This is a genomic window from Streptomyces griseobrunneus, from assembly GCF_046713465.1.
Classification (GTDB): Bacteria; Actinomycetota; Actinomycetes; order Streptomycetales; family Streptomycetaceae; genus Streptomyces; species Streptomyces microflavus.
Window position 1 is genome coordinate 5,805,612 of sequence record NZ_CP177080.1, and the last position, 19,500, is coordinate 5,825,111.

At 70.2% G+C, this 19,500-nt stretch carries 26 protein-coding genes; 2 read left to right on the forward strand and 24 right to left on the reverse strand.

From position 1 onward, the window contains the following. Position 1 precedes the first annotated feature (1 nt). A complete protein-coding gene (locus tag ACK8N7_RS26290) occupies positions 2–211 on the reverse strand; it encodes a hypothetical protein (RefSeq protein ID WP_500444288.1) in 210 nt (69 codons plus the stop codon). A gap of 131 nt (positions 212–342) precedes the next feature. On the opposite strand from ACK8N7_RS26290, the gene ACK8N7_RS26295 reads away from it, so the two are divergent. After that, positions 343–549 carry a hypothetical protein gene (locus ACK8N7_RS26295; RefSeq protein ID WP_500444289.1) on the forward strand — a complete coding sequence of 69 codons (207 nt, stop codon included), beginning with the start codon at positions 343–345 and terminating at the stop codon, positions 547–549. 54 nt (positions 550–603) lie between these two features. On the opposite strand, the gene ACK8N7_RS26300 is transcribed toward ACK8N7_RS26295, so the two are convergent. The 22 genes from ACK8N7_RS26300 to ACK8N7_RS26405 all read right to left on the reverse strand — a co-directional run bounded on the left by ACK8N7_RS26300 (position 604) and on the right by ACK8N7_RS26405 (position 18,020). Next, positions 604–990, reverse strand: coding sequence for a hypothetical protein (locus ACK8N7_RS26300; RefSeq protein ID WP_500444290.1), 387 nt, complete (start codon positions 988–990; stop codon positions 604–606). Beyond that, a complete protein-coding gene (locus ACK8N7_RS26305) occupies positions 977–1,423 on the reverse strand; it encodes a hypothetical protein (protein ID WP_500444291.1) in 447 nt (148 codons plus the stop codon). The genes ACK8N7_RS26300 and ACK8N7_RS26305 overlap by 14 nt, the downstream gene beginning before the upstream one ends. Further along, on the reverse strand, positions 1,423–1,650 hold the full coding sequence (locus ACK8N7_RS26310) for a holin (protein ID WP_500444292.1): 228 nt from the start codon (positions 1,648–1,650) through the stop codon (positions 1,423–1,425). Before ACK8N7_RS26310 ends, ACK8N7_RS26305 begins: the two co-directional genes overlap by 1 nt. A gap of 5 nt (positions 1,651–1,655) precedes the next feature. Beyond that, complete coding sequence (locus ACK8N7_RS26315) at positions 1,656–1,802, reverse strand: hypothetical protein (protein WP_500444293.1); 147 nt, start codon at positions 1,800–1,802, stop codon at positions 1,656–1,658. Positions 1,803–1,811: 9 nt separating this feature from the next. After that, positions 1,812–2,744 (reverse strand): peptidoglycan-binding protein, encoded by a 933-nt coding sequence (locus ACK8N7_RS26320; protein WP_500444294.1) that lies wholly within the window; start codon positions 2,742–2,744, stop codon positions 1,812–1,814. After that, positions 2,744–2,980, reverse strand: a complete 237-nt coding sequence (locus ACK8N7_RS26325) for a hypothetical protein (RefSeq protein WP_500444295.1) — start codon at positions 2,978–2,980, stop codon at positions 2,744–2,746. Before ACK8N7_RS26325 ends, ACK8N7_RS26320 begins: the two co-directional genes overlap by 1 nt. A 68-nt stretch (positions 2,981–3,048) precedes the next feature. Continuing rightward, positions 3,049–3,381 carry a hypothetical protein gene (locus ACK8N7_RS26330; protein ID WP_500444296.1) on the reverse strand — a complete coding sequence of 111 codons (333 nt, stop codon included), beginning with the start codon at positions 3,379–3,381 and terminating at the stop codon, positions 3,049–3,051. Between the two features lie 9 nt (positions 3,382–3,390). Further along, entirely contained in the window at positions 3,391–6,117 is a 2,727-nt protein-coding gene (locus ACK8N7_RS26335; protein ID WP_500444297.1) for a hypothetical protein, read from the reverse strand. After that, entirely contained in the window at positions 6,117–9,449 is a 3,333-nt protein-coding gene (locus ACK8N7_RS26340; RefSeq protein ID WP_500444298.1) for a phage tail tape measure protein, read from the reverse strand. Before ACK8N7_RS26340 ends, ACK8N7_RS26335 begins: the two co-directional genes overlap by 1 nt. Positions 9,450–9,651: 202 nt before the next feature. Then, complete coding sequence (locus ACK8N7_RS26345) at positions 9,652–10,170, reverse strand: DUF7426 family protein (protein WP_500444299.1); 519 nt, start codon at positions 10,168–10,170, stop codon at positions 9,652–9,654. Further along, positions 10,170–10,643 carry a phage tail tube protein gene (locus ACK8N7_RS26350; RefSeq protein WP_500444300.1) on the reverse strand — a complete coding sequence of 158 codons (474 nt, stop codon included), beginning with the start codon at positions 10,641–10,643 and terminating at the stop codon, positions 10,170–10,172. The genes ACK8N7_RS26345 and ACK8N7_RS26350 overlap by 1 nt, the downstream gene beginning before the upstream one ends. Before the next feature lie 10 nt (positions 10,644–10,653). Continuing rightward, a complete protein-coding gene (locus ACK8N7_RS26355; protein ID WP_500444301.1) occupies positions 10,654–11,085 on the reverse strand; it encodes a minor capsid protein in 432 nt (143 codons plus the stop codon). After that, positions 11,082–11,432 carry a hypothetical protein gene (locus tag ACK8N7_RS26360; protein WP_500444302.1) on the reverse strand — a complete coding sequence of 117 codons (351 nt, stop codon included), beginning with the start codon at positions 11,430–11,432 and terminating at the stop codon, positions 11,082–11,084. The genes ACK8N7_RS26355 and ACK8N7_RS26360 overlap by 4 nt, the downstream gene beginning before the upstream one ends. An 8-nt stretch (positions 11,433–11,440) precedes the next feature. Further along, positions 11,441–11,755, reverse strand: coding sequence for a hypothetical protein (locus ACK8N7_RS26365; RefSeq protein ID WP_500444303.1), 315 nt, complete (start codon positions 11,753–11,755; stop codon positions 11,441–11,443). After that, positions 11,755–12,420: a hypothetical protein gene (locus ACK8N7_RS26370; RefSeq protein ID WP_500444304.1), complete on the reverse strand. Its 666-nt coding sequence runs from the start codon at positions 12,418–12,420 to the stop codon at positions 11,755–11,757. Before ACK8N7_RS26370 ends, ACK8N7_RS26365 begins: the two co-directional genes overlap by 1 nt. A 2-nt stretch (positions 12,421–12,422) precedes the next feature. Further along, complete coding sequence (locus ACK8N7_RS26375) at positions 12,423–14,363, reverse strand: hypothetical protein (protein ID WP_500444305.1); 1,941 nt, start codon at positions 14,361–14,363, stop codon at positions 12,423–12,425. A gap of 15 nt (positions 14,364–14,378) precedes the next feature. Continuing rightward, a complete protein-coding gene (locus tag ACK8N7_RS26380) occupies positions 14,379–14,828 on the reverse strand; it encodes a hypothetical protein (protein ID WP_500444306.1) in 450 nt (149 codons plus the stop codon). 12 nt (positions 14,829–14,840) lie between these two features. Next, entirely contained in the window at positions 14,841–15,353 is a 513-nt protein-coding gene (locus tag ACK8N7_RS26385; protein ID WP_500444307.1) for a hypothetical protein, read from the reverse strand. After that, a complete protein-coding gene (locus tag ACK8N7_RS26390) occupies positions 15,353–15,778 on the reverse strand; it encodes a hypothetical protein (protein ID WP_500444308.1) in 426 nt (141 codons plus the stop codon). The genes ACK8N7_RS26385 and ACK8N7_RS26390 overlap by 1 nt, the downstream gene beginning before the upstream one ends. Beyond that, positions 15,775–16,161, reverse strand: coding sequence for a hypothetical protein (locus tag ACK8N7_RS26395; protein ID WP_164364502.1), 387 nt, complete (start codon positions 16,159–16,161; stop codon positions 15,775–15,777). The genes ACK8N7_RS26390 and ACK8N7_RS26395 overlap by 4 nt, the downstream gene beginning before the upstream one ends. 80 nt (positions 16,162–16,241) lie before the next feature. Continuing rightward, positions 16,242–17,192 carry a P22 phage major capsid protein family protein gene (locus ACK8N7_RS26400; RefSeq protein WP_500444309.1) on the reverse strand — a complete coding sequence of 317 codons (951 nt, stop codon included), beginning with the start codon at positions 17,190–17,192 and terminating at the stop codon, positions 16,242–16,244. 15 nt (positions 17,193–17,207) lie between these two features. Further along, positions 17,208–18,020, reverse strand: a complete 813-nt coding sequence (locus ACK8N7_RS26405) for a hypothetical protein (protein ID WP_500444310.1) — start codon at positions 18,018–18,020, stop codon at positions 17,208–17,210. Positions 18,021–18,175: 155 nt separating this feature from the next. Here ACK8N7_RS26405 and ACK8N7_RS26410 point away from each other — a divergent pair, with 155 nt between their 5' ends. Then, positions 18,176–18,379, forward strand: coding sequence for a hypothetical protein (locus ACK8N7_RS26410; RefSeq protein ID WP_500444311.1), 204 nt, complete (start codon positions 18,176–18,178; stop codon positions 18,377–18,379). Here the strand turns inward: ACK8N7_RS26410 and ACK8N7_RS26415 are convergent, their stop codons facing one another. After that, positions 18,380–19,495 (reverse strand): phage minor capsid protein, encoded by a 1,116-nt coding sequence (locus ACK8N7_RS26415; protein WP_500444312.1) that lies wholly within the window; start codon positions 19,493–19,495, stop codon positions 18,380–18,382. Positions 19,496–19,500 lie beyond the last annotated feature (5 nt).

Here is a 19,500-nt window from a genome sequence, read left to right on the forward strand (position 1 = left end):
GTCACTCCTTGGGGGCGAAGTTCACGAGGAGCGCGCGGTCGACGACGACCAGCGACTCGCCCTTCAGCGGGTTGGCCATCTGCGCGAGGACCTCGGGGTCGGTGACGGTGTACCCCTGGACGAGGATCTCGCCCGAGTCGACGTCCTCGTACAAGGTCGGGCACTCGCCGGTCTTCGAGTTGGTGCCGAGCATTCGCAGTGTGCGGGCCATGTGCATCCCCTCCCGATCGTGGGCCCGGCCGGGTAGCCGGGATGTGACCGACCGTAGCCCGACGATCAAGAAACACGCCACCGTCCAGGCGCACATCAGGGTCTCGATCGTGGGGCCGTACGATTCCGGCCGTGGCTGACATTGACATTCCCGAGTTCCTGATCGAGCTGGAGCGCGCGGCCTGGGCCGAGCAACAGGCTGGCGCACTGACCGTGCCGACCGCTGCCGCCGTACAGCAAGCCATCACCGAGCACGCGACCGCTACCCCCGGGCTCTCCCGGTACAAGGTCGAGAGCGCGGTGAAGAAGCTGGTCCGCCACCCGGCCTCCGGCGCCTGACCTTGGACGCACGAAACCGCCCCCGCCGCCGGCCGAAGCCGGGGCGGGGGCGTTTCATCGGGCATCGCGGGCAGCGACCAGCTCGGGGCACATCGGGACGAGCGGCATACCAGCGGCGGTCAGACGGGCGTCCTGCTGACTGATGTGGTCGAGCGCCAGGCCGAGCAGCCGGTCCGTACGATCCGCTCGGGTCCGCGCCTCCGCCTCCGCATCCTCCAGCGTTCTGATGCGGGCGTGCATGGACACCATCTGGTCCTGGAACCATCTGTACATCTCTGGGCTGACAGTCCACGTGCCCTCGGGCTGCGCGGGCGCCGGGGGCATGCCCTCGGCCGGGATCTCCTGGACCGTCGTGCGGGTCCGCCCGAGCCATGTCCCCCAGACCGTGCCCAGCGTGGTGATCAGCACGGCCAAGAGGCCCAGCCAGCTACTCGGCTCCATGTCTCACCACCCTCGGAACGATCAGGCGGGGTCGGGTCAGGTAGGCGACGATCGCGATGAGCACGGCGTGCGTCCCCCAGGGCATCACCGCCCCCCACGCGGTGCCGGACGCGCCGGACGCGCCGGACGCGCCACCGAGCGCGTACGCCAGCGACCAGAGCAGCGGCGGGGCCATGCTCGCCGCGACACCGGGCAGATCCCGCCCAGGGCGGGCCACCGCGTAGACGGCCGCGATCACGCCACAGCCGATCCAGCCCCAGCCCCAGACCGGCATCGGCGCCCAGCCGAGCAGCACGCTGATGCCCCGCACTGTGCCGTACCGGGGTTGCACGGTCAGGCTCGCCCCGTAGGTGATCCAGGCGAGGCCGGTGGTGAGGAGGGTGAGGCCGCGCCAGTCCAGCCGCGCCCAGCACCAGGCCAGCGCGGCGCGCATCAAGCGTCCGTACGCGGGGTGTGCGGTGCCGCCCACCCGGCGACCGCCGCCGCGGCGGCCGGCACCAGGGCGAGCACGAACGGTTCCAGCGCGTCCGGCATCGAGCCGATGAGCGACGGGTCGTCCGTCACCGCGCCGAGGACCGCCAGGCCCGCCAGGCTGGTCAGGTAGGCGAAGGCGGAGCTGGCCTTGACCTTCTTCTCGATCGGGTCCGTGGAACGTGCCATGTTGATCAGTCCTTCTGCCAGTTCGAGCCCCGGAACGTCTCCGGGACAAGGGGCTTTGCCCGGGCGGTGAGCCACTCGGCGATCACGGCCCAGGCATTTGGTTCCTGCATGCGGTGGGTGAGCGACGGGTCGACGATCAGGTCTACGGACACGAGGGCTCCTCAGACGTTGGGGACCTTGAGCCGGTCCCAGCTGGATTTGCCGGGGATGCCGTCCGCGTCGGTGCCCGTGTAGCCGAGCTTCCGCTGCCAGGCGGCGTACGAGTTGCGGTCCGCCGTGGACCAGGCCGGGCCGGGGCCGACGTTGTATCGGCCACAGCCCTCGGCGACGAGGCGCTTGCCCATCGCCGTGACAACCGGGCTGCTGCGGCCCATCGCGAAGAAGGACGACCCGGGGAACGGCTCGAACCTCGGCTTCGGCGTCGGTGTCGGCTTTACGGCCGGGGGCTTGGCGGGCGGCTTCGGGTTCTCGGGCTTCTCGGGCTCGGCGGGCCCGTCCGGTGCACCCTCCAACCGTGCCCCGATCCTGGTGCGCATCGAGTTCATGGTGAAGCCGCGCGGATCGACCTTGCCCGGCTGCCACTCCAGGTGGCCGATCACCGATCGCGGACCCCAGTCGTGCGCCCGGCAGACGGCCGCGGCAGCCCGCTCGATCGCCAGCAGCTGCTCGGCCGGCCACGGGTCCTTGCCGTCGCCCAGGTTCACGGCCTCGAAACCGTAGAAATAGCGGTTGCCGTCGGTGTTCGCCTCGTTGTCCGACGGCAGGGGGGTCTCCATCACGACAGCGTTCAGGACGTTGTCGTCGCCCAGGCCCGCGTGGTTGGCCCGCCCGTTGGCGACGAGGTGGACGGTGCCGGCCTTGTCGATGACCCCGTGGCAGAGCGGGCCGGGGAGGGCGGAGTGGCCGTTGTAGCAGAGCTCCACCGAGGACGCGGTCCCAGCGCTCACCGTGTGATGGATCATGACGCCGTGAGTCGGACCCCAGGGCCCCTTGTGATTGCGGTTGTTCGTACGCCAGCTCCGGTGCTCGACGACATGAAGACCTTCGTCGCGGAGGACCTTGAGCAGCCGGTCGGCGGACAGCGGCGTCGACATCAGCCGCTCCCCTCGTCGGCCCGGACGATCGCGGCCAGGAGGACCGCGCAGTCCTTCGCCTCTCGGAGCTTCCGCAGAGCAGCGCTCAGCTCCGGGTCGTCAGGGAGCCGGTCGAGCAAGTTCTCCGCGAGGTCGTGGAACGGCTTGCTCACCTCCTGGAGGTCGGCGGGCAGGTGGTCGTAGGCGAAGCCGCGGACCGCTTGGGCGGTGCTCGGGTGACGGCCGGTGGTGTCCATGGGTGCCTCCAGGGCATGACGAAAGCCCCGGCCGAATCGGCACGGGGCTCGGCGGGTGAGCAGCGGGATCAGGTGGGCATGCGGGCGGTCCAGTGGACCGGCTGATTGACCCAGGTGTCCGCGCCCTCGGCTGTGTCGGTCAGCAGGATGAACAGGGAGAAGCCGGTCGTGGTGACGTTGATCGGCCGGGCCTCGAAGCGGCCGGTGACGCCTGCGCCGGATGCGATCTCGCAGTTCATGATCGGAGCGACGGGAAAAGCCTCCGGAAAGGAGACTGCCTGGGTGAAGCTCGTCTGGCTCGTGAAGCTGATCAGTACCTGACCGGCCTGGTAGTCCTTCGCGTTGAGCCGACTGTCCGTCACGCGCATGCCTGGTTGCCAGAGCGTCGCGGGAACGGCCACGGGTACCTCCTACAGGGCGACGATGGTGGGCTGGGCCAAGCGCAGGTCGCTGGCCGCCAGGTGCGGTTTGGAGACGCCGTTGACGGCTCGGGTCACCGTGAACGTCTGCGGTGAGCTGGCACCACTGATCGCCGTGACGGTGACGACCTCGCCGCCGAGCTGGACGTCGAAGGGGAACTCAGAAGGGAATGCCGCGCTCGTGATCCAGGGGCGCCCAGCCGTCACCGCGACAGTTAGCGTCGTCGAGGAAGCCGTCGCGTCGGCAGCCAGCTCCGAGCCGCTCGTATCGACGCGCCCCCGCACGGTGTCACCCACGACGCCGACCCGGTAGGGACTGGCCGGAGTGCAGACCAGGGTGACGGTCCAGGCGCGAGGGCGGGGCTCGTGCTGGATCTGCATCACGTGCAGATCTGTCGTCGACTCCCCAACCCACAGCGGCAGACTCGTCAGCCGGACAAGATCACCGATCCGGAGCTGGAGTACAGCCGAGATCAGCTCGGGGTGCTTGTGAAGATTGATCTTGATGCTCGGGTACCGGGCCTCATCCACGGTGCCCAGGTGGGCGAGCCACGAAGCCATCGGTTGCGCCTGCGAGTCGTCCGCGAGGTTCAGCTCGACGGACTCGTCGTAGATGCCCACGCCGCCCTGCTCCGATGGCAGGACCGAGAGCGGACCGGTCTCGACGACCGCCCGCCCGGACCCGCCGCCCCGCCGACTGGCCGTGACGTCGTTGCGGAGAGCTTGGTCGTCCTCGACCGGCTCCAACGACGGCGCGATCGACCCGTACGGAAGGGTCAGCGTCGGGGACTGGTTGTAGAGCGAGGTCCGCGTTCGGTAGACCAGGCCCAGAGCGCCCGGCATTTCCATCAGGATCCCGCTGTCGGCCGCCGCGCACTCGTGCAGCAGCTCCACGAGGGTCTGCGGACGCTGCGGACCCATCAGGGCAGTGTCCGCCGCGTCGCCCAGGACGGAGAGCTGGACGCCCTCCTCGGCCGCGATCCGTAGCGCGCGGGCACCCGCAGACTCACGGTTGTACCCGTGGTCGGCGAAGTCCATCACGCCCACGCCCGTACGGGAGAAGACTGTGATGTGCCCGATCGCTGTGCCCTCCAAGGTGGAGGTGTACAGCCCGCTCAGGCTCCGCAGCGGACCCACCGTGCCCGTGTAACTACCAGACCACAGCTCGCCGGCCCCGCCGATCGGGATCAGCAGGAAAGCCAGCCGGACCAACGTGCCGTCCTGGCTGACGCTGAGCCTCAACCTGTTCCACTGGCCAGCCACCGACCCCGAGCCACCCGGTACCAGAATGGACGTGGACTCCCCGTCCGCGCTGACGCCGAGCACCTGGATGGCGCCCGACGGGCCGATGCTCAGGCGCAGACGGGGCCATGAGGACAGGCCCGTCGTCAGCTCCATGATGGGCATCAGGAGCGTGGGCTCCGTGGCCCGGAAGTAGACGAACTCCAACTGCCAGGATGTGCTGGCGGGGTACGCGGGCACCGACGCCTTGAGCGTGGCCCCCGACGTGATTGTGGGTAGCGCGGCGGAGCCCGGGAGAGTGTCGGCGGAGGCCCAGTCCAGGCCGGGACCGGTGAGCGGGAGGCAACCGGGGACAGGGCTGTACGCCTGGGTGGCTGTGTCTCCTTCCTCCATCGGCCAGTACGCCACCGGGGCGCCAGTAGGGATGCGGCGCCGTAGCGTTGAGCTGAGCGCCTTCCGGCCCTGTTCCATCCTTCGGAGGATCCCAGCGCCCTCAATGGGAACCCACGCATCCTCGCCGGACGGGGCCCACCGCGACGGCAAGGACGCCACCTCCCCCATGAAGATCGGCACTCGGGTGCTGATCTCCGCATCACCTTCCAGCGTCCACACGCGGCCCGTGGTGTCCGTGTGCGATGTCGCGCCCGCAGTTGCCGTCGTCCAGTCGACCTTCGCAGCCACGGTCCCGTCGATGCCGGACCTGACCTCCGCGGCATGCACCCGGTCCGGCATCCCGGTCCAAGAACCGCCTGGTTGGTCCCCAATCCCGAGCGGAGCCGACGATGCGAAGGTCGAGGTGGTGCCAACCTGGACGGTCGGGGTGCCGAGCTGAGTCCAGGGGCCGGCGAGCGTAGGCGCCTTATACCAGGTGAAAGTCCGCCCGCTGGCTCCGTTGTTCACGTCCATGGTGATCCGTACGGCTGCGCGCTCACCGGGAAGCAGGTCCGGCGGCGGGGAGACGACCCCAAGCGTGGTGCTGCCATCGGTGCTCCATGTGAGCTGGAGTCGCCCGGTCCCGCCCTGCATGATCAGAACCCAACTACGGGTGGGGGCTAGCCCCCACCGCCCGATGAGCTCGACTGCCTTGGCCGGAGCCCAGGTTTCGGGTGTCAGCTCGATACGGATGTCGAGGTCTGTGGTGCCGCTGGGAATGCCGGAGTTGGAGGCGCTAGCCCGCGTGCCAGGGGCGCCGTTGAGTGAGAGGTGCGCCTGACCTCCGGACACACCAACCCTCGCCGGTGTCGTCCTGCCGAGCTGCCCGTAGTACGGGCTCATCGCGTTTCGCCGCGAGTAGCGGCCGTCCTTGTTGTTGAGGGTGAGCGACAGGGTCGAAGGGTCCACCCCCGTGCCCTGTGCGCTCATCCCCGCGACGGTTCGGATCGGATCTCGGGTGTACCCGTGGCCGGTCACGTTCACCCAGGACCCGTTGATCCGGAGCTCCGCACGCAGGCCCAGCGGATCCTCAGGGAAGGCCATCACTTCCTCCTTCCGCCAAGAGCGAGCTGGACATCGCCACCGGTCTTGGCCTGGATCGAGGATCGGAGCTCCTCGACGAGCCAATCGGCCCGGCGCCCACCGTCGGAGCGGATCTCGATGACCACCGTGGCCCCGCCCAGCGCTGCGGTCCCACTGCCCCCGCCGCCGTATGCGCCTGCGCCCGGGGGTGTCAGCACGGCGTTCGGGTCGACGAGGCCGGCCATGCTGCGGTCGACCAGGCCGCGGTCGCCATCGATGCCTGCCGCCAGACCCTGCGGGATGAAGCGCCCGATGAGCGCCATCACCCGCGACGGGCTCTTGATGCCGAGCGCCTTCCTGATCGCCTTCTGCATGCCCTTGGCGATCGTGAGCATCTGGCGCTCGATGTTCTTCTGCTCGCTCTGGAGCCCCTTGACGAGGCCCTGGGCCGCGCGGATGCCGCTGCCGTACAGGGCATCACCCGCAGTCGCCCCAGCAGCTCCAGCGGCCTTGACCAACTGGGCCTGAGCCGCGTTGACCTGGTTGACCTGTGCCTTCGACGCCCCGGCCAGAGCGGCGGCCGCCGAAGCGCCCTGCTCGACGCCCGCGCTCGCGATCTGGGCAATCAGGTCACTGCGCAGCCCCTTCTTGCGGAGCGCGGCGAGGGCAGCGGCGAAGTTCTGCGCCTGGGTGACCCGGGCACCGAGGGTCTGGATGATCTGGTCGGCGCTGGTCGGCCCGTCGTCCGCCGTGATGTTCCCGGCGTCGAGGATCCCCTTTCGCACATCGGCGGAGAGGGCGTCACGCGCCTTGATCTGGTCGGCCAGCTTCTTCTGCGCGGTCTTCAGCCGCGCCGCGACCACCAGCTCGCGGTTGGCCAGCTTCACCAGCTTCTTGCTGCCGGAGCTGATCTTCCCGAGCGCCTTCGACCGGGCCTTCCCCGGGCGGAGGCTGTCCGTGACGATGTCCGCGAGCTTCGCGGCCGCCGCCCGTACCTGCTTCGCGGACCCAGTGAGCCCGTCGACCAGACCGCGGGCGATCCAACGCCCCTGTGCCTTCGTCACCTTCGACGGACTGGCAATCCCCAAGGCCTTCGCGATCGGCCCCGGGATGACGTTGCGGGCCCAACCCATGATCTGAGACTTGATCCAGCCGCCCATCGACTGGATGCCGCTCCACAGGCCCTGGACTACGTTGCGGCCCTTCTCCAGCAGCAACGAACCGAGGCTGCCGATGCTGGAGTTGATGCGCCCCGGGAGGCCTGCCACCCAGGAGAGGAGCTGGCCGCCCTTGGTGACGACACCGGTCTTGATGGCGTCCCAGTGCCGCAGGAAGATCCCGACGAGCGACCACTTGACGAAGAAGGCCACGATGGCGCCACCGACGGACTTGATCTTGTTCCAGATCCAACCCCACGCCTGGGTCGTCCACTTGACGATCTTGTCCCAGTTCTTCCAGATCAGGATGCCGAGCCCGACGATCGCGGCGATCACCCAGCCCACCGGGCCCATCGCGATGAACCACGCCGCCGCCATCCGCGCGCCCTGAAGCAGCGACTGCACGCCCATCAGCAACCAGGCCCCGACTACGCGCGCCCCCGCGAGCACGTGCCGCGCCGCCGACGCCGTGGCACCGGCCCCGGCCATCACCCACCCGGCGACGACCAGAGCAGCCGACGCCAGAGAGCGCATGCCCATGAGGAGCCACGCCCCCACCACACGACCAGCGGCGAGGACCTGCGTACCAGCCGACCGCAGCGCAGCCAGGCCGGTCATCACCCACCCAGCCACCACCCCGGCCGCGGACATCAGTGCGCGGCCACGCATCAGAACCCAGGCGGCCGCGGTCCGGGTGGCAGCGAGCACATGGGCTCCAGCCGACCGCAGCGCCGCCATCTGAACCATCACCCACGCTGCGACGGCGCGAGTGGCGGCAACGGTGGCGGAGATCCCCATCAAGATCAGGGCCGGAACGAGGACTCCAGCCACCACGCTAGCGACGACTCGCAGCGTTCCGGAATTGCGCTGCGCCCACTGGCCGAACTTCGCCAGCGCCGGAATTACCTTGGTGCCGATAACCATCACGAGCCCTTGGGTAAGGCTTCGCTTGAATGCTTCGACACGCACACCGGCGGATTTCTGGATGGAGTCTCCAGCCTTGTCGACCGCGCCGGAGAACGTGCCGAATTTTGCGGCGGCTTTCGACGGGTCCATGGTGTCGAATGCGCCGCCGAGGTCCTCGAATTTGGTACCGAAGAGCCCGATGGCGACGGTGTTCTTCTTGACCGGGTCGTCGAGCCCACGAATCTTGTCGAAGATCGTGTCCATCGCCTTGGTGGCCTCGGGGCCACCACCGGCGAGAGTCTTGATCATCGTGTCGGCGTCGAGCCCGAGCGCCTTGTACGCTTCGGCGGCACCCTTGCTGCCGTCGATCGAAAGGAGCGAGAATTCCTTGACTGCGTCAGCCGCAACATCAGTGTCGCGTGCGCCCCCGGCAAGAGCCTGAGAGACCAAGCCCATTGCCATAGGGCCATCAATTCCGACCTTACGGAACTGAGTTGAATACTCGTCGAATGTGTCGAGGAGGTCCTCTGACGCATTCAGGCCCTTCTGCTGGGCCTTGACGAGGATGTCCATCGCCTCTCCGGCGTCCCTCGCCATACCGGTTTTGACCATCTTCCCGACGGTCGTGGAGACGTGGGCGACCTCCTCGCCGAGGATCCGCCCGGTGGTCGCGATGCGGATGCCGAGCGCGTCGAGCTGCTTCTCGGTCGCGCCGGTCGGGATCAGCCCGTTCTGGCTGATCGCGGCCATGGTGTCGGCCGCGGTCTGGAAGTCCTCAACCATCGCGCTGGCGAACAACCTGCCAGCCGCTTTGCCGTACTTCTGGGCGACGGCCGGAGCTCCGCCGATCCGCCCCTCCAGCGTCCCCAGGATCTGGGACTGCTCCAGGTAGTCGGTGAGCCCGACCATGAGCGCTGCACCCGCCGCAACACCCGCGCCAGCCGCGATGGTCTGGAGCCGGGTGAGGCCCCCTTCGGCAGCCTGGACGGCATCGTCGGCGCCGTCGCGGGCGCCGTCGGCCAGGGCGTCGCCGAGAGCGTCACCGGCGGCGTCCCCGGATCGGCGGGCGGCCGCGACGAACCGTCCGCGTGCGTCCCGGATCGAGCCGTCGGCGGCGCGGGTGAAGCCGTCGCCGAGGGCCTGGCCCGCCTGCTGCCCGGCCTGCTCGGCGTCGTCGGCCATCCGCTGCCCGGAAGCGTTGAGCTCGCCCTCCGCCCGTCGGAGGGCAGGGCGCACCTCTCCGTCGTCGAGCCGGATGAAGCCGACCAGCTCGCCGACGGTCAACGCCACGGTGCGCCCCCTTAGGTGCTGCGCTCAGGAGGCGCGAAGTGCCGGTTGATCCGGGTCTCCGCAGAGAGGAGCCCGTAGATGCGCGCCTTGAGCCAGCGCCAGGTGCGCGCCTGCATGAGGCCGGGGGTGTCGAGGTCGATCCCGTACGTCTGCTGGAAGTCGGCCTCGATCAGGGCCCATTGCTCTAGCAGGCCCGCCCAGGTCAGCTCTGGTCCGCCGCCTTTTTGGGCTTTCTGGGCCGGGACGCCGCCTTCGTACCACTCGTAGAGGCCGGTTTCCGGGTCGTAGTCGCCGCACCCTTTGCCGAGGAGCCGCGCGCGACCGACTTCCGCCGTGCCGCGCGATTCGGTTTTCCCGGCTGGGCCCCGGTCGACCAGTACTGGGCGGCGGTCTCACGGTCCACGGTGATCCACATCATCACGGTGATCGCGACGTGCTTGAAGCGGCTCCAGCGCAGGTCCTTCAGGAGGACGTCGTACTGGTCGCCGAGGCACATCTTGTAGAGGTCCAGCTCCTCCTGGTCGTCGAGGGCCGGGGAGTCGACCGGGGCCCCGCCCGCGACCATCCGGGCGGCCAGGGTCGTGATCTTCTCGATCTTGACGCCGTCCTCGGCTGCCGGGTCCTCGATCCGGTAGACCCGCTCGACCCCGTCCTTGCCCGTGACCGGGAGCTCCAGGACGTCGTCGAGGAAGGCGTCGAGCGCCTCGAAGTCGCCGGCCATCAGGCGACCGGGTTCGTGATCGTGGTGATCTTGCCGTCGCCGGTGATGGTGATCTCCACCTGGCCGAGCGCGGTGTGCTCGCCGCCGGACTCCTCCCACTTCACGATGCCGGTCCCCTCGTATGCCTCGGGGTAGCCCTCGCGGTCGAACCAGCGCGAGTGGACCTTTGAGCCGGAGCCCCACTCGAAGGCGGCCACCCTGAGCTTCTCGTGGGTCGGGTGGTATGTCTTGACCTGGTCGTTGACCTTCCGGTTCAGGGTGCAGGTCAGCTCCCAGGACTGCGCGGTCTTGGTGTTTCCGTTCCACCCCTCCGACTCGTAGTCCGAGGAGTCCTCGATGTTGGGGTCGGGGAACGGTGGCTTGAAGTCGGTGACGCCCATGACCGTCTGCCAGTCCGGCGCCTCGGTGGTGCCCATGTTGAGCTGCCAGCGCCACCGGCGGGCGAGGGCGGTCTCCGGGGTGGGTGTCGACATGCGCGATCTCCTAGTCGTTCAGGAAGGGGCCCGGCCGGGTGGTCCGGAAGTAGAAGTTGCTGGTCAGCTCGTGCCGACCGTGGGTGTCCTGGCCCATGAGTCCGGCGGACTCGCGCCAGGACAGGGCCACGTAGACGTCGCGGAGCCTGTAGCTGCGCCGCTCGTGCAGGAGGCGGAAGGCGGCGTCGGCGAGGCCCCAGACCTCGCGGAGGTCGGGGCCGGCGCGGTACCGGATCTGCACCGCTGTGATCGCATCCGTGGTGTCCGTGTCCTCGACCGGGTACGGCGTGAGGACGTACACCCGGGCGGGCTCCTCAGGCATGACGCCCAGGACGATCGGGGTCTCACCCGAGCCGATCAGGCCGTCGGGCCGGTAGACCCCAAGGCCCTCGGCGGCCATCAGCTCGGCCAGGCCCTCGACCAGGTCGACGGTGTACGTCATCGCAGCGCCCGCCGGAGCTCGGCCGCGACGATCGCGGCCACCTGCTGCCGGGCCTGGTTAAGCGGCTGCTCGACGTACTTCGCCTGCCTGCCAGGCGCGTGCTGGAAGTCCAACTCCTCATGCTGCCTGACCGCGTACGGGGTGTCGTAGCTAACGGCGGAGGTCAGCGTCGCCTCGTCGACCGACGCAGTCCCGGACCGGGACAGGGCAGCCTCGTCGAGCGCCACGACGGCCTGCGTCTCGCCGAGGACGTACTCCGCAGCAAGGAACGCGCCACGGGCGGCGGCGGGCCGAAGCGCGCGCACCACCTGGTCGTCGTTGAAGCGGAGTCTGTAGCGCGCGGGCATGCGGCCCCCTATTCGAGCTGGATTTCCACGTGGTCGGGGGCTCCGAGGCCGCCGCTGTCCCGGGGCGCGTCCTGGATGACCCGGGTCTGGCGTCCGCCCGGGAGTGTGACCCGGGACAGCGGCGGGGCCGTCGTGCCCGGCGAGGCGTACGCGGTCGACGAGGAGACGACGACGTCGCCCTGCGGCGTCCGTACGTTGCGCGTCTTCTGGTCCAGGAGGCACCGCACCTCGACCGGCGACCCGTACAGCGGGCCCGTGCTGGAGCGGCCGGCGTACGGCTCGACGGTGATCCGGTGCCGCAGGAAGCGGCGCGGGATGGCCATCAGCAGCTCGCCAGGGCCGTGAAGCGGATGTGCTGCGAGGGGATGAGCTGGAGCGCCCGGAGGAGCTTGGGCGCGTAGTACGACGGGCCGGACCGGTTCGAGCCTGCGCCGAACTGGAGGTTCACGCTGCCGATTTGGGCACCCTGGAGGGGCCCAGAGATGTCGGTCTCCTCGCCGACCTCGCCCCAGAACTCGATCTGCGCACAGACCGCGTCGCGGAATCCGGCGGCGACCAGGGGGTGGGTTGGCATCCCGTCGTCGTCCACGTCGTAGATCGCGGTGAGCAGGAAGTCACTGTCGAGCAGCTGCGAGGCCCGCTCCAGCAGCCGCTGGGCGCCCAACGGCGGGGCCGCGTCGAGGGCGTTCGCGAGGTCGGTCGTCGTGGCGTACAACCGGCCGTCCCCGCGCGCACCCGGGGCCGGGGCGACAGACACGAGCTCGTGCTCAACACCCGCCCCAGTGCCGGTGACCGCCCACGACAGACGCCACACCCCAGCCGCCGTGTAGACCACCGGAGCCGTCCACGCCGCGCCGTCATCCACAGGAGTGACCACAGGTGTGGACAACTGCCCGTCCGGCGCGGCCACGACCAGCGTGACCGATGTCGTCTCGTCGTGCGGCTCGACTCCGAGCCGGGCTGTGACCAGGTCTCCCACGTCGGGCATCGTCAGCCTCCTGTCGTGCTGCTGGCGTTGAGCACCGGCCCGGAGGTCGACGCCGTGAGGTGCGGGCCGGTGACGCTCGACGTGAGGTCATCAGCGGGCCGCTGCTGGGACGGTGAGATGTCCAGTGCACGGAGCGTGCATCGTGCGGGTCCCACTGCGCGGATCTGCCATGGCTGCCGGGTCGGGAGCCCGCCGTCGACCGCGCGAGCGGCACCGAGCGGTACCCGCATCCCGATCCGCAGCGGGTGGCCGTGCTCCGTGCACCCAGCCGCGCCGAGCCGGACCGTACGGCGGACGCTCACCGGCCGCGCCGCATCCGCAGCCTGGCCTGCCGCGAGTACCACGCGCGACCTGGTGGTCATCGGTACCGTGCGGGTGCCCTCGGCCGCAGCACCGAGCCGCAGGCTCTTCGTGGCCCGCACCGACAGGGCCGACGATGTCGAGCTGGCGCAGGGCAGCGGGTGGGCCTTCGCGCCCTCCACCGGGCGCGCGCCCTCGACCGAAGCCGCTGCCCCGAGAGGCGCGGCACCAGCAGGAGCGGCTAGACGACCCCAGTCGCGCTCGCGGGCCACACCAAGCCGAACAGTCCGCGCCGTGCTGATCCCCGCGGCTGCCGTTGTCTCTCCCGCCCGGCCGAGCGCCAGCACCCGAACCGGGGTCACCGGCAAGGCCGCCGTCGCCGCCACGGCTGGCCCCAACTGTGCGGCCCGGGAGGGAAGAAGAGGATGGGCGGTATCGGAGGCGGCGGCGGCGCCGACGCTCTGTACCTTCGCGGCGATGAGCGCCAGGGCGACGTCGCCGGACCCGGCCCGGCCGACCGGTACGGCGCCGGCAGCACGAAGCTGCCCGGCCCCCTCTGCCGAAACTGCAGGCCCGAGATGGGCCCGTCTCGCCGACGAGATCACACCGGCCGCCGCCAGCGAGACCGCAGAGTCCAACGCCGCGGCCTTCGTCGGTCGGACCGTCCGCGCGGCGCCTACGTCGTGCGCGACCGCGAGCTGTACAGCCCGCGCGGTGCTGGCCGCCTGGCCGCCGGACAGCTCCTGCGCCGCGCCCAGCAGGGCCACGGAGCGGGCAAATGCCGGGTGTCCGGTCTCGGCTGCACGGGCCGCGCCGAGCGGTACGGTGCGCACCGCCGTCACTGGCCGCGCCTGCTCGCCCGCGCCCGCGCTACCAATGTTTCGGGTGCGTCTGACGCCGAGCGGCCAGGCCCTGTCCACCACGTGAGGAGCGCCCACCACAGCACTCCGGCTCACTGACAGGGCCCTGGCCGCCGACGTCTCCATCGCCGCACCCACAGGGATGGTCTTTGGGAACAAGTTGAAGGAGTCGTACTCGGCGAAGTCCGCCGTGCCGCTGTCGCGGTGGGCGATCAGCTGCACGCCTAGCGCATGGGTGGTCACCCACCCGGGCGCGGTAGCAGTCCGCCGCACCGTCCAGGTCACGCCGGTCGGCGACGTCTCCCACATCAGCTGGCCGGCCGCCGCGCGGATCCGCACCCAGGCGTGCGCCACGGGGTCGTACGGGATCGTCGCGTAGCCCGCGTCCGAGTACCCGGCTCGCACGGCCATCGCGAGGACGCCGGTCGCGGCGTTCACCTCGATGACCGCGTCGGTGCCGCCCGTGCTCGTCGTGATCAGGACCTGCGACCACGCCTCTGTCGCGGCGCCGCCCGCAGCCGCCGGGTAGAGGCGGCACCCGAAGTGCGACCCGGCCAGGGTGTAGGCGCGGGCCGAGGCGTAGGCGGCGTACCCGGTGGTGCACGGCACCCGCGCGCGGCCACCGGTCTCGCTGATCGAGCCGTACGAGCGGGGCCACCGGACGGCGGTGTCCACGGTGTTGTCGTTGAAGTTGTCCTGGAGCGTCCCGACGAGGGGCATGAACCGGACGACCGGTGCGGCCGCCGAGACTTCGACCGCCGCACCGAGAGTCAGGGTGGCCATGACGCCCCCTCTCCACTACGCGTTCTGCGCGACCGCCAGGCCCGCCGCGTTGATCTGCGCGGTGATGTCCGTACTGTCCGGAGTCACCGCGAAGTCGTGCAGCGTCAGCGGAATGAGGTCCGCGTCCGTGCCGGTCGTGGTGTCCGGGTCGTAGCAGATGAGGAGCTTCCCGGTGGCGTTGCCGGCCGCCGCCGTCCACGTGATGTCAGCGGCGTCGACGCTCGCGGTATTCGTCGTGTCGTTGACCGCCACGACGACGCTCGTAAGCGTCTTCCTGCCCATCGTCACCTGCTCGTTGGAGGCTCCGGCGAGCAGCGCGGACAGGGTGTCGTAGTCCTGGAGAGCATCGTCCGACTCCAGGCCGGCCGCCTCCAGGACAACCGCGATCAGCGCGTCATTCGTCAAGGGCAGCCCCGCGTAGTGCAGGAACTTGCCCTTCGCGATGTTGGTGACGAGGTCAGCCATGGGTCAGCCTCCTCACGCGCTCGCGCCGATGATGTGGATGTCGTAGGTGACCGCGCTGCCAGCCGCCGAGTTGGCGATCTTCAGCAGGTCGCCCGTGGACGCGGTGACCGCGTACCCGGTGGCGTCGGCCACCCCAGTCCCGACGGCCACGAACCCGCCCGGGCGGACGGTCAGCGTGTGCGTCGCACCGAGCAGCGTGGCCCAGGGATTGGAACTGGCCGCCCCGATGACCACGTTGTTCGTGTTCCCGGCCGCCGCCGCGATCACCAGGCCCTTGATCCGGGCGAAGGTGATCGTCGCGCCGAACGCGTCGACCAACGCGCCCGCCAGGTCGAGGTCCTCGGTCGCCGACGCGGCCAGAGTGCGCCGGTCGGAGAACACGCGGTCCGCCTGGCCCGCCCCCGTGCCGCTCGCCAGGGACATGGACCGGGAGAGCGCCTGGGGTGCCCGACTGGTCCCGAGGTCGATGGCAGTGACTTGCTCGGCGAACGCCGACACGGCCAGCATGGTTCCGGACATCGGCATCAGCTATCGCCTCCGTACCGGGCCGCGAGCTCGTCGCGGGTGAGGCCGTCGATCTCGGCCTCCTCGTTGGAGTCCTTGGCGCGCGTGCGGGCGTACGCCTGCCAGTCCGCCTTGGAGCCGGACTTGGCCGGCTGGCGGGGCTCGTCCACCGGGGCCTTGCTGACGGGGGTCAGCTCGACCGGCGGAGTGTCCTGCGTCGGCACCTCGTCAGGAGCCGGGGGCGTCGTCTCGACGAGAACCTGCCCGGGTCCCTGCTCGGCCCGCGGGCCGGCCAAGGAGGGGCGGGACAGAATGCCGTCGTCGACCACGGGCGGGTTGGGCTCGTCGTCTCCGAGCCGGGTCCAGTTGTCCAGCGCGTCGAGCCGGGCGGAGCGGCCGTCGAGCTCGACCCGGTCGCCGGTGCGCTTGTTGAAGTAGGTCGTCATGCTGCCGGTACCGCCGTCCGCAGATCGACCTGGACCAGGGTCTCGGTCGGGGAGCCGGCGGGGGTGCCGAGGACGACGGACAGGTTGTCGCCAGCCGCGCAGGTGGCGTTCTGGACGGTGGTGCTGCCCGCCCAGGCGTCGGTCGTGGTGGCCATCGGCGACGCGAGTACGTCCGACGAGCCCTTCTTGACCTGGACGGTGCCGGACGATCCGCCGGTCCGGTAGGCGCGGACGGCGATGATCGCCGCTCCGGCCGGGACCTTGCACAGCTGGTACGTACCGGCCGCCGAGGAGGCGACCCGGAGCTCCTTGCTGTAGGTGCGGGCCGTCGAGGTGTCGACCTCGCCCGCACGACCGTCCACGGTGTGGACCTTGTAGCCCATGTGGAATCCCTTCCTGGGAATGCGAAAGGGCCCGCCGCGGCGGGCCCTGCTGGGTCGGGTGGCGCGTGGTGCGCCGCAGGTCAGGCGGCGTCGGCACCCTTGATGAGCACGGCGCGGTTGGCGTCCAGGGTCTTGATGCCGTACAGGGTGTCGATGCTGACGACGTCCTGCTTCTTGTCCTGGTCGTAGCCGTAGATCACGCGCAGGGCGAAGCCCTTGTAGTTCATGATCGCGGCGTTCTGGGCGCCCTTCGGGAGCTCCAGCGGGCGGAAGGCGAGGGCGAACGCGGTCCGGTGGAAGGCGAGGTTGACCTCGGTGGTCGGCTCGCCGGAGGCCGGGGATTCTGCGGGCTGGCCGACGTTCTGCGTCATGTACGGGTCGAAGCCGGAGACCCGGCCACCCATGGAAGCCTCAAGCAGGCCTTCCGTCGACCCGCGCTTGTCCGCCTGCCGCCATGTCTTCTCCGCGGTCCAGCGTGCCTGCGTGGTCGGGCCAACGACGACGCTGCGCTGGGACAGCGGCACGTTCTTGCGGCTCAGGACCGCTCCGGCCTGGACCAGGACGCGGGAGTCGCTGTACGGGTAGAGGCCGCCGGGGTAGTTGTAGTCCTCGCCTGCAACGTTCTCGGCGACGCCGCCGACCTCCTGGACGATGTCGTTGCGCAGGAGGAGCAGGTCGTTGTCGATCTTCTGGGAGATCGCCTCCATGGCCGGGGTGAGGAGCTGCTCGTCGAAGTCCTCGATCTTCAGCGTCATGTCCTCGGACGTGACGGCGAAGGAGACGTCGGCGAAGTGGTTCAGCGTCATGTTGACGCTGGTCTCCGTCGCCTCCTGGACGATGATGCCCTGCGCCCGGTTGTACTCGTGGGCCTCGAAGACGGCGGGCTTCCGGATGGTGATCGCGTCGCCCTGTTTGCGCGCGAACTCCGCCTCGTAGTCCCTGTGGATGAGGCTCGCCATGACGGTGGTCTCGTACAGGTTGGCGAGGGCCTGGCGCGCGATGACCTGCGCGGTCAGGAACGTGTTGGCCATGGGGTGTGTCCTTCCTTAGCCGGTACGGCGCGCGCGGCGCGCCTTCCGGATCTCGTCGATATCGGTGGGGTCGGAGCCGTCGCCGTCCCCGGTGCCGCCGTTGAAGTCGCCGGCGGAGCGGTCCGGCGCCTTGCTGCCGGTCTTGAGCTTGGGGTTGTCCTCGACGGCCTTCTTGATGGCCGCACTCACGGCCTTGCTGAACCCGTCGTCGGCCGGATCGAGGCCCTTGATCGAGTTGAGGAACGCCCGGGAGTCGGTGAGCGCGTCGGGGTCGGCCCCGTACTTGCCCGCGCCCCGGTACACCGCGAGCTCGACCGCGGTCTCGCGGTGGGCTGCCGTGGCCTGCTCGATCTTGGCCGTCAGGGCGGCCGGGTCCGGCGGGGCCGCGTCCTTGTCGTCGTCCTTGATCAGGCCGAGCGCCTTGCCGAGCTCCTGCACGATCTCCGTGCGGGCCTCGTCGGCGGCAGCCTTCTTCGCCGTCGTGCGGGCCTTCGCCGACTCGCCGTTGGCTGCCTTCAGCTCCTTCTGGAGCCGCGCGATCGTCGCCTCGGGGGCTTCGTCGCCCCCCGCCGGCTTCTTCGCGGGTGCCTTCGGCTTCGGCTTTTCGCCCTTCGCCGCGTCATCGTCCTGGCCGTCGTCGTCACCGGTCCCGCCGGTGTCTTCGTCGTCCTGGCCTTCCGCGTCGTCACCCCCTTCGCCGGTGTCGTCGTTGCTGGATCCGGAGTCGTCTCCGTCCCCGCCGTCGGCGTAGAGGACCTGACCGAAAGGGCCGACGGGATACGGGTGTGACCACCCGGGCCGGTGACGGGCAAGGGTTCGCTGCTGCATCGTGCACTCCTGGCGCGCGTAGGGGTGGGCCCCGCGCCCGGCGGGGCTGTACTGCGATCCAGCCCGCACCCGGCGGGCGGAAATCTGAAGGGCTGTGACCTGGGGTAAAAGGGAGCAGGGGGAACAACTCGCCTGATAGGGCTTACGGTTCGCTCATGACTGAGAACCAGAGCGAGCCGCAGCTCGCAGACCAGGCCCGTACCGCACTGCTCGAAGCCATTGCGAAGGCTGCACAGGCAGGCCGTGGTGAGAACGCTCGTAATCTCGCTGAGGCATACGCGCTGATCAACCCGCAGGCGCCTACCGACGTGAAGCCCGTTCCTTCCCCGACTCGCGAAGCCCTGGGCGGACGCCGGTAATCACCGTGCGGTCGTGAGCTGCTCGCGTCGGCTCTTGCGCGGCAGGCCCGTTTCGTCTACCAGGTCCCGGATTCGGGCCTGGTAGGCGCGGACCTTCGCGCGCGCGGCCGTGGCCTTCTGCTCGTCCATCGCGCCCGCAGCCTCGCGCTTCCAGCGGCGGATCTGCCGCTCGTAGTAGCGCTGCCGTTGCGTGTCCTGGTACGTCCCGCGCGACTCGGGCTTCGGCCGGTGCTTCGTGAGCCCCGGCAGGTAGGCGCGCACGTCGTGCCGGCAGTTCGGATGGAACAGTCCGGCCGCCCGCGCCTCCGAGAGCGACCCGGCGACCGGCACGGTCACCATTCGGCCGTCCTCCGTCGCGTGCTCCAGCTCGACGTCGCGCTCACCCGGGGCATCGTCGCGGGCGAGGATCTTCCCCTCCCAGCGGCGGCACAGCGGGCACTCCTCGGGGGCCTCCGAGATCATCACCAGCTCGACTTCGGCCGCACCGAGGCGGTCGGTGTGCGCGTCGACCGCAGCCCGGCCGACGACACTGCGGGTGGCCATCTCGACGTACGACCTCATGTCCCACGAGCGGCCGGCCCGGTCGATGAACCCGGTGACGCCGCGCGCGGTGAAGCGGTCGAGGGCGGTCTGCGCGGTCTGGCGGCGGGTCTGCGCGCCGAGCAGCGGAGCCGATGAGGCGTGGGCGACGACCTCGCGGTAGACGTCCATGGTCTGCCGCAGGATCCGCAGGTGCACCGGCCCGGTGTCGGCGATGAGCGCGTTGGCCAGCCGGTCGACCGCAGCAGCAGCCGGTACCGCCGAAGCGGCGGCCGCGGCCTGGCCGACGGCGAGCGCCCCGAGCTCAGCCACCGCCGCCTGCTGCCCCCGCTCGTACGCCTCCGCCACTGCCTGCTGGATCGCCCCGGACGCGTCGAGCTGAAGCGCGTCGATGACGGCCTGGATCGCCGCCTGGAGGTCGCCGAGGGATCGGGCCTTGAGCTCTAGCCACAGGGGCGACTCGATGTCGGCGGCCAGGGCGTCCCGGATGCGCTCGATGATCGTGCCTTGCGCCGCCTCGTACAGGTCGGCGATCGCCGCGGCCAGGTCCTCGGCAAGCGCAGGGGACACGGGCATCGCAG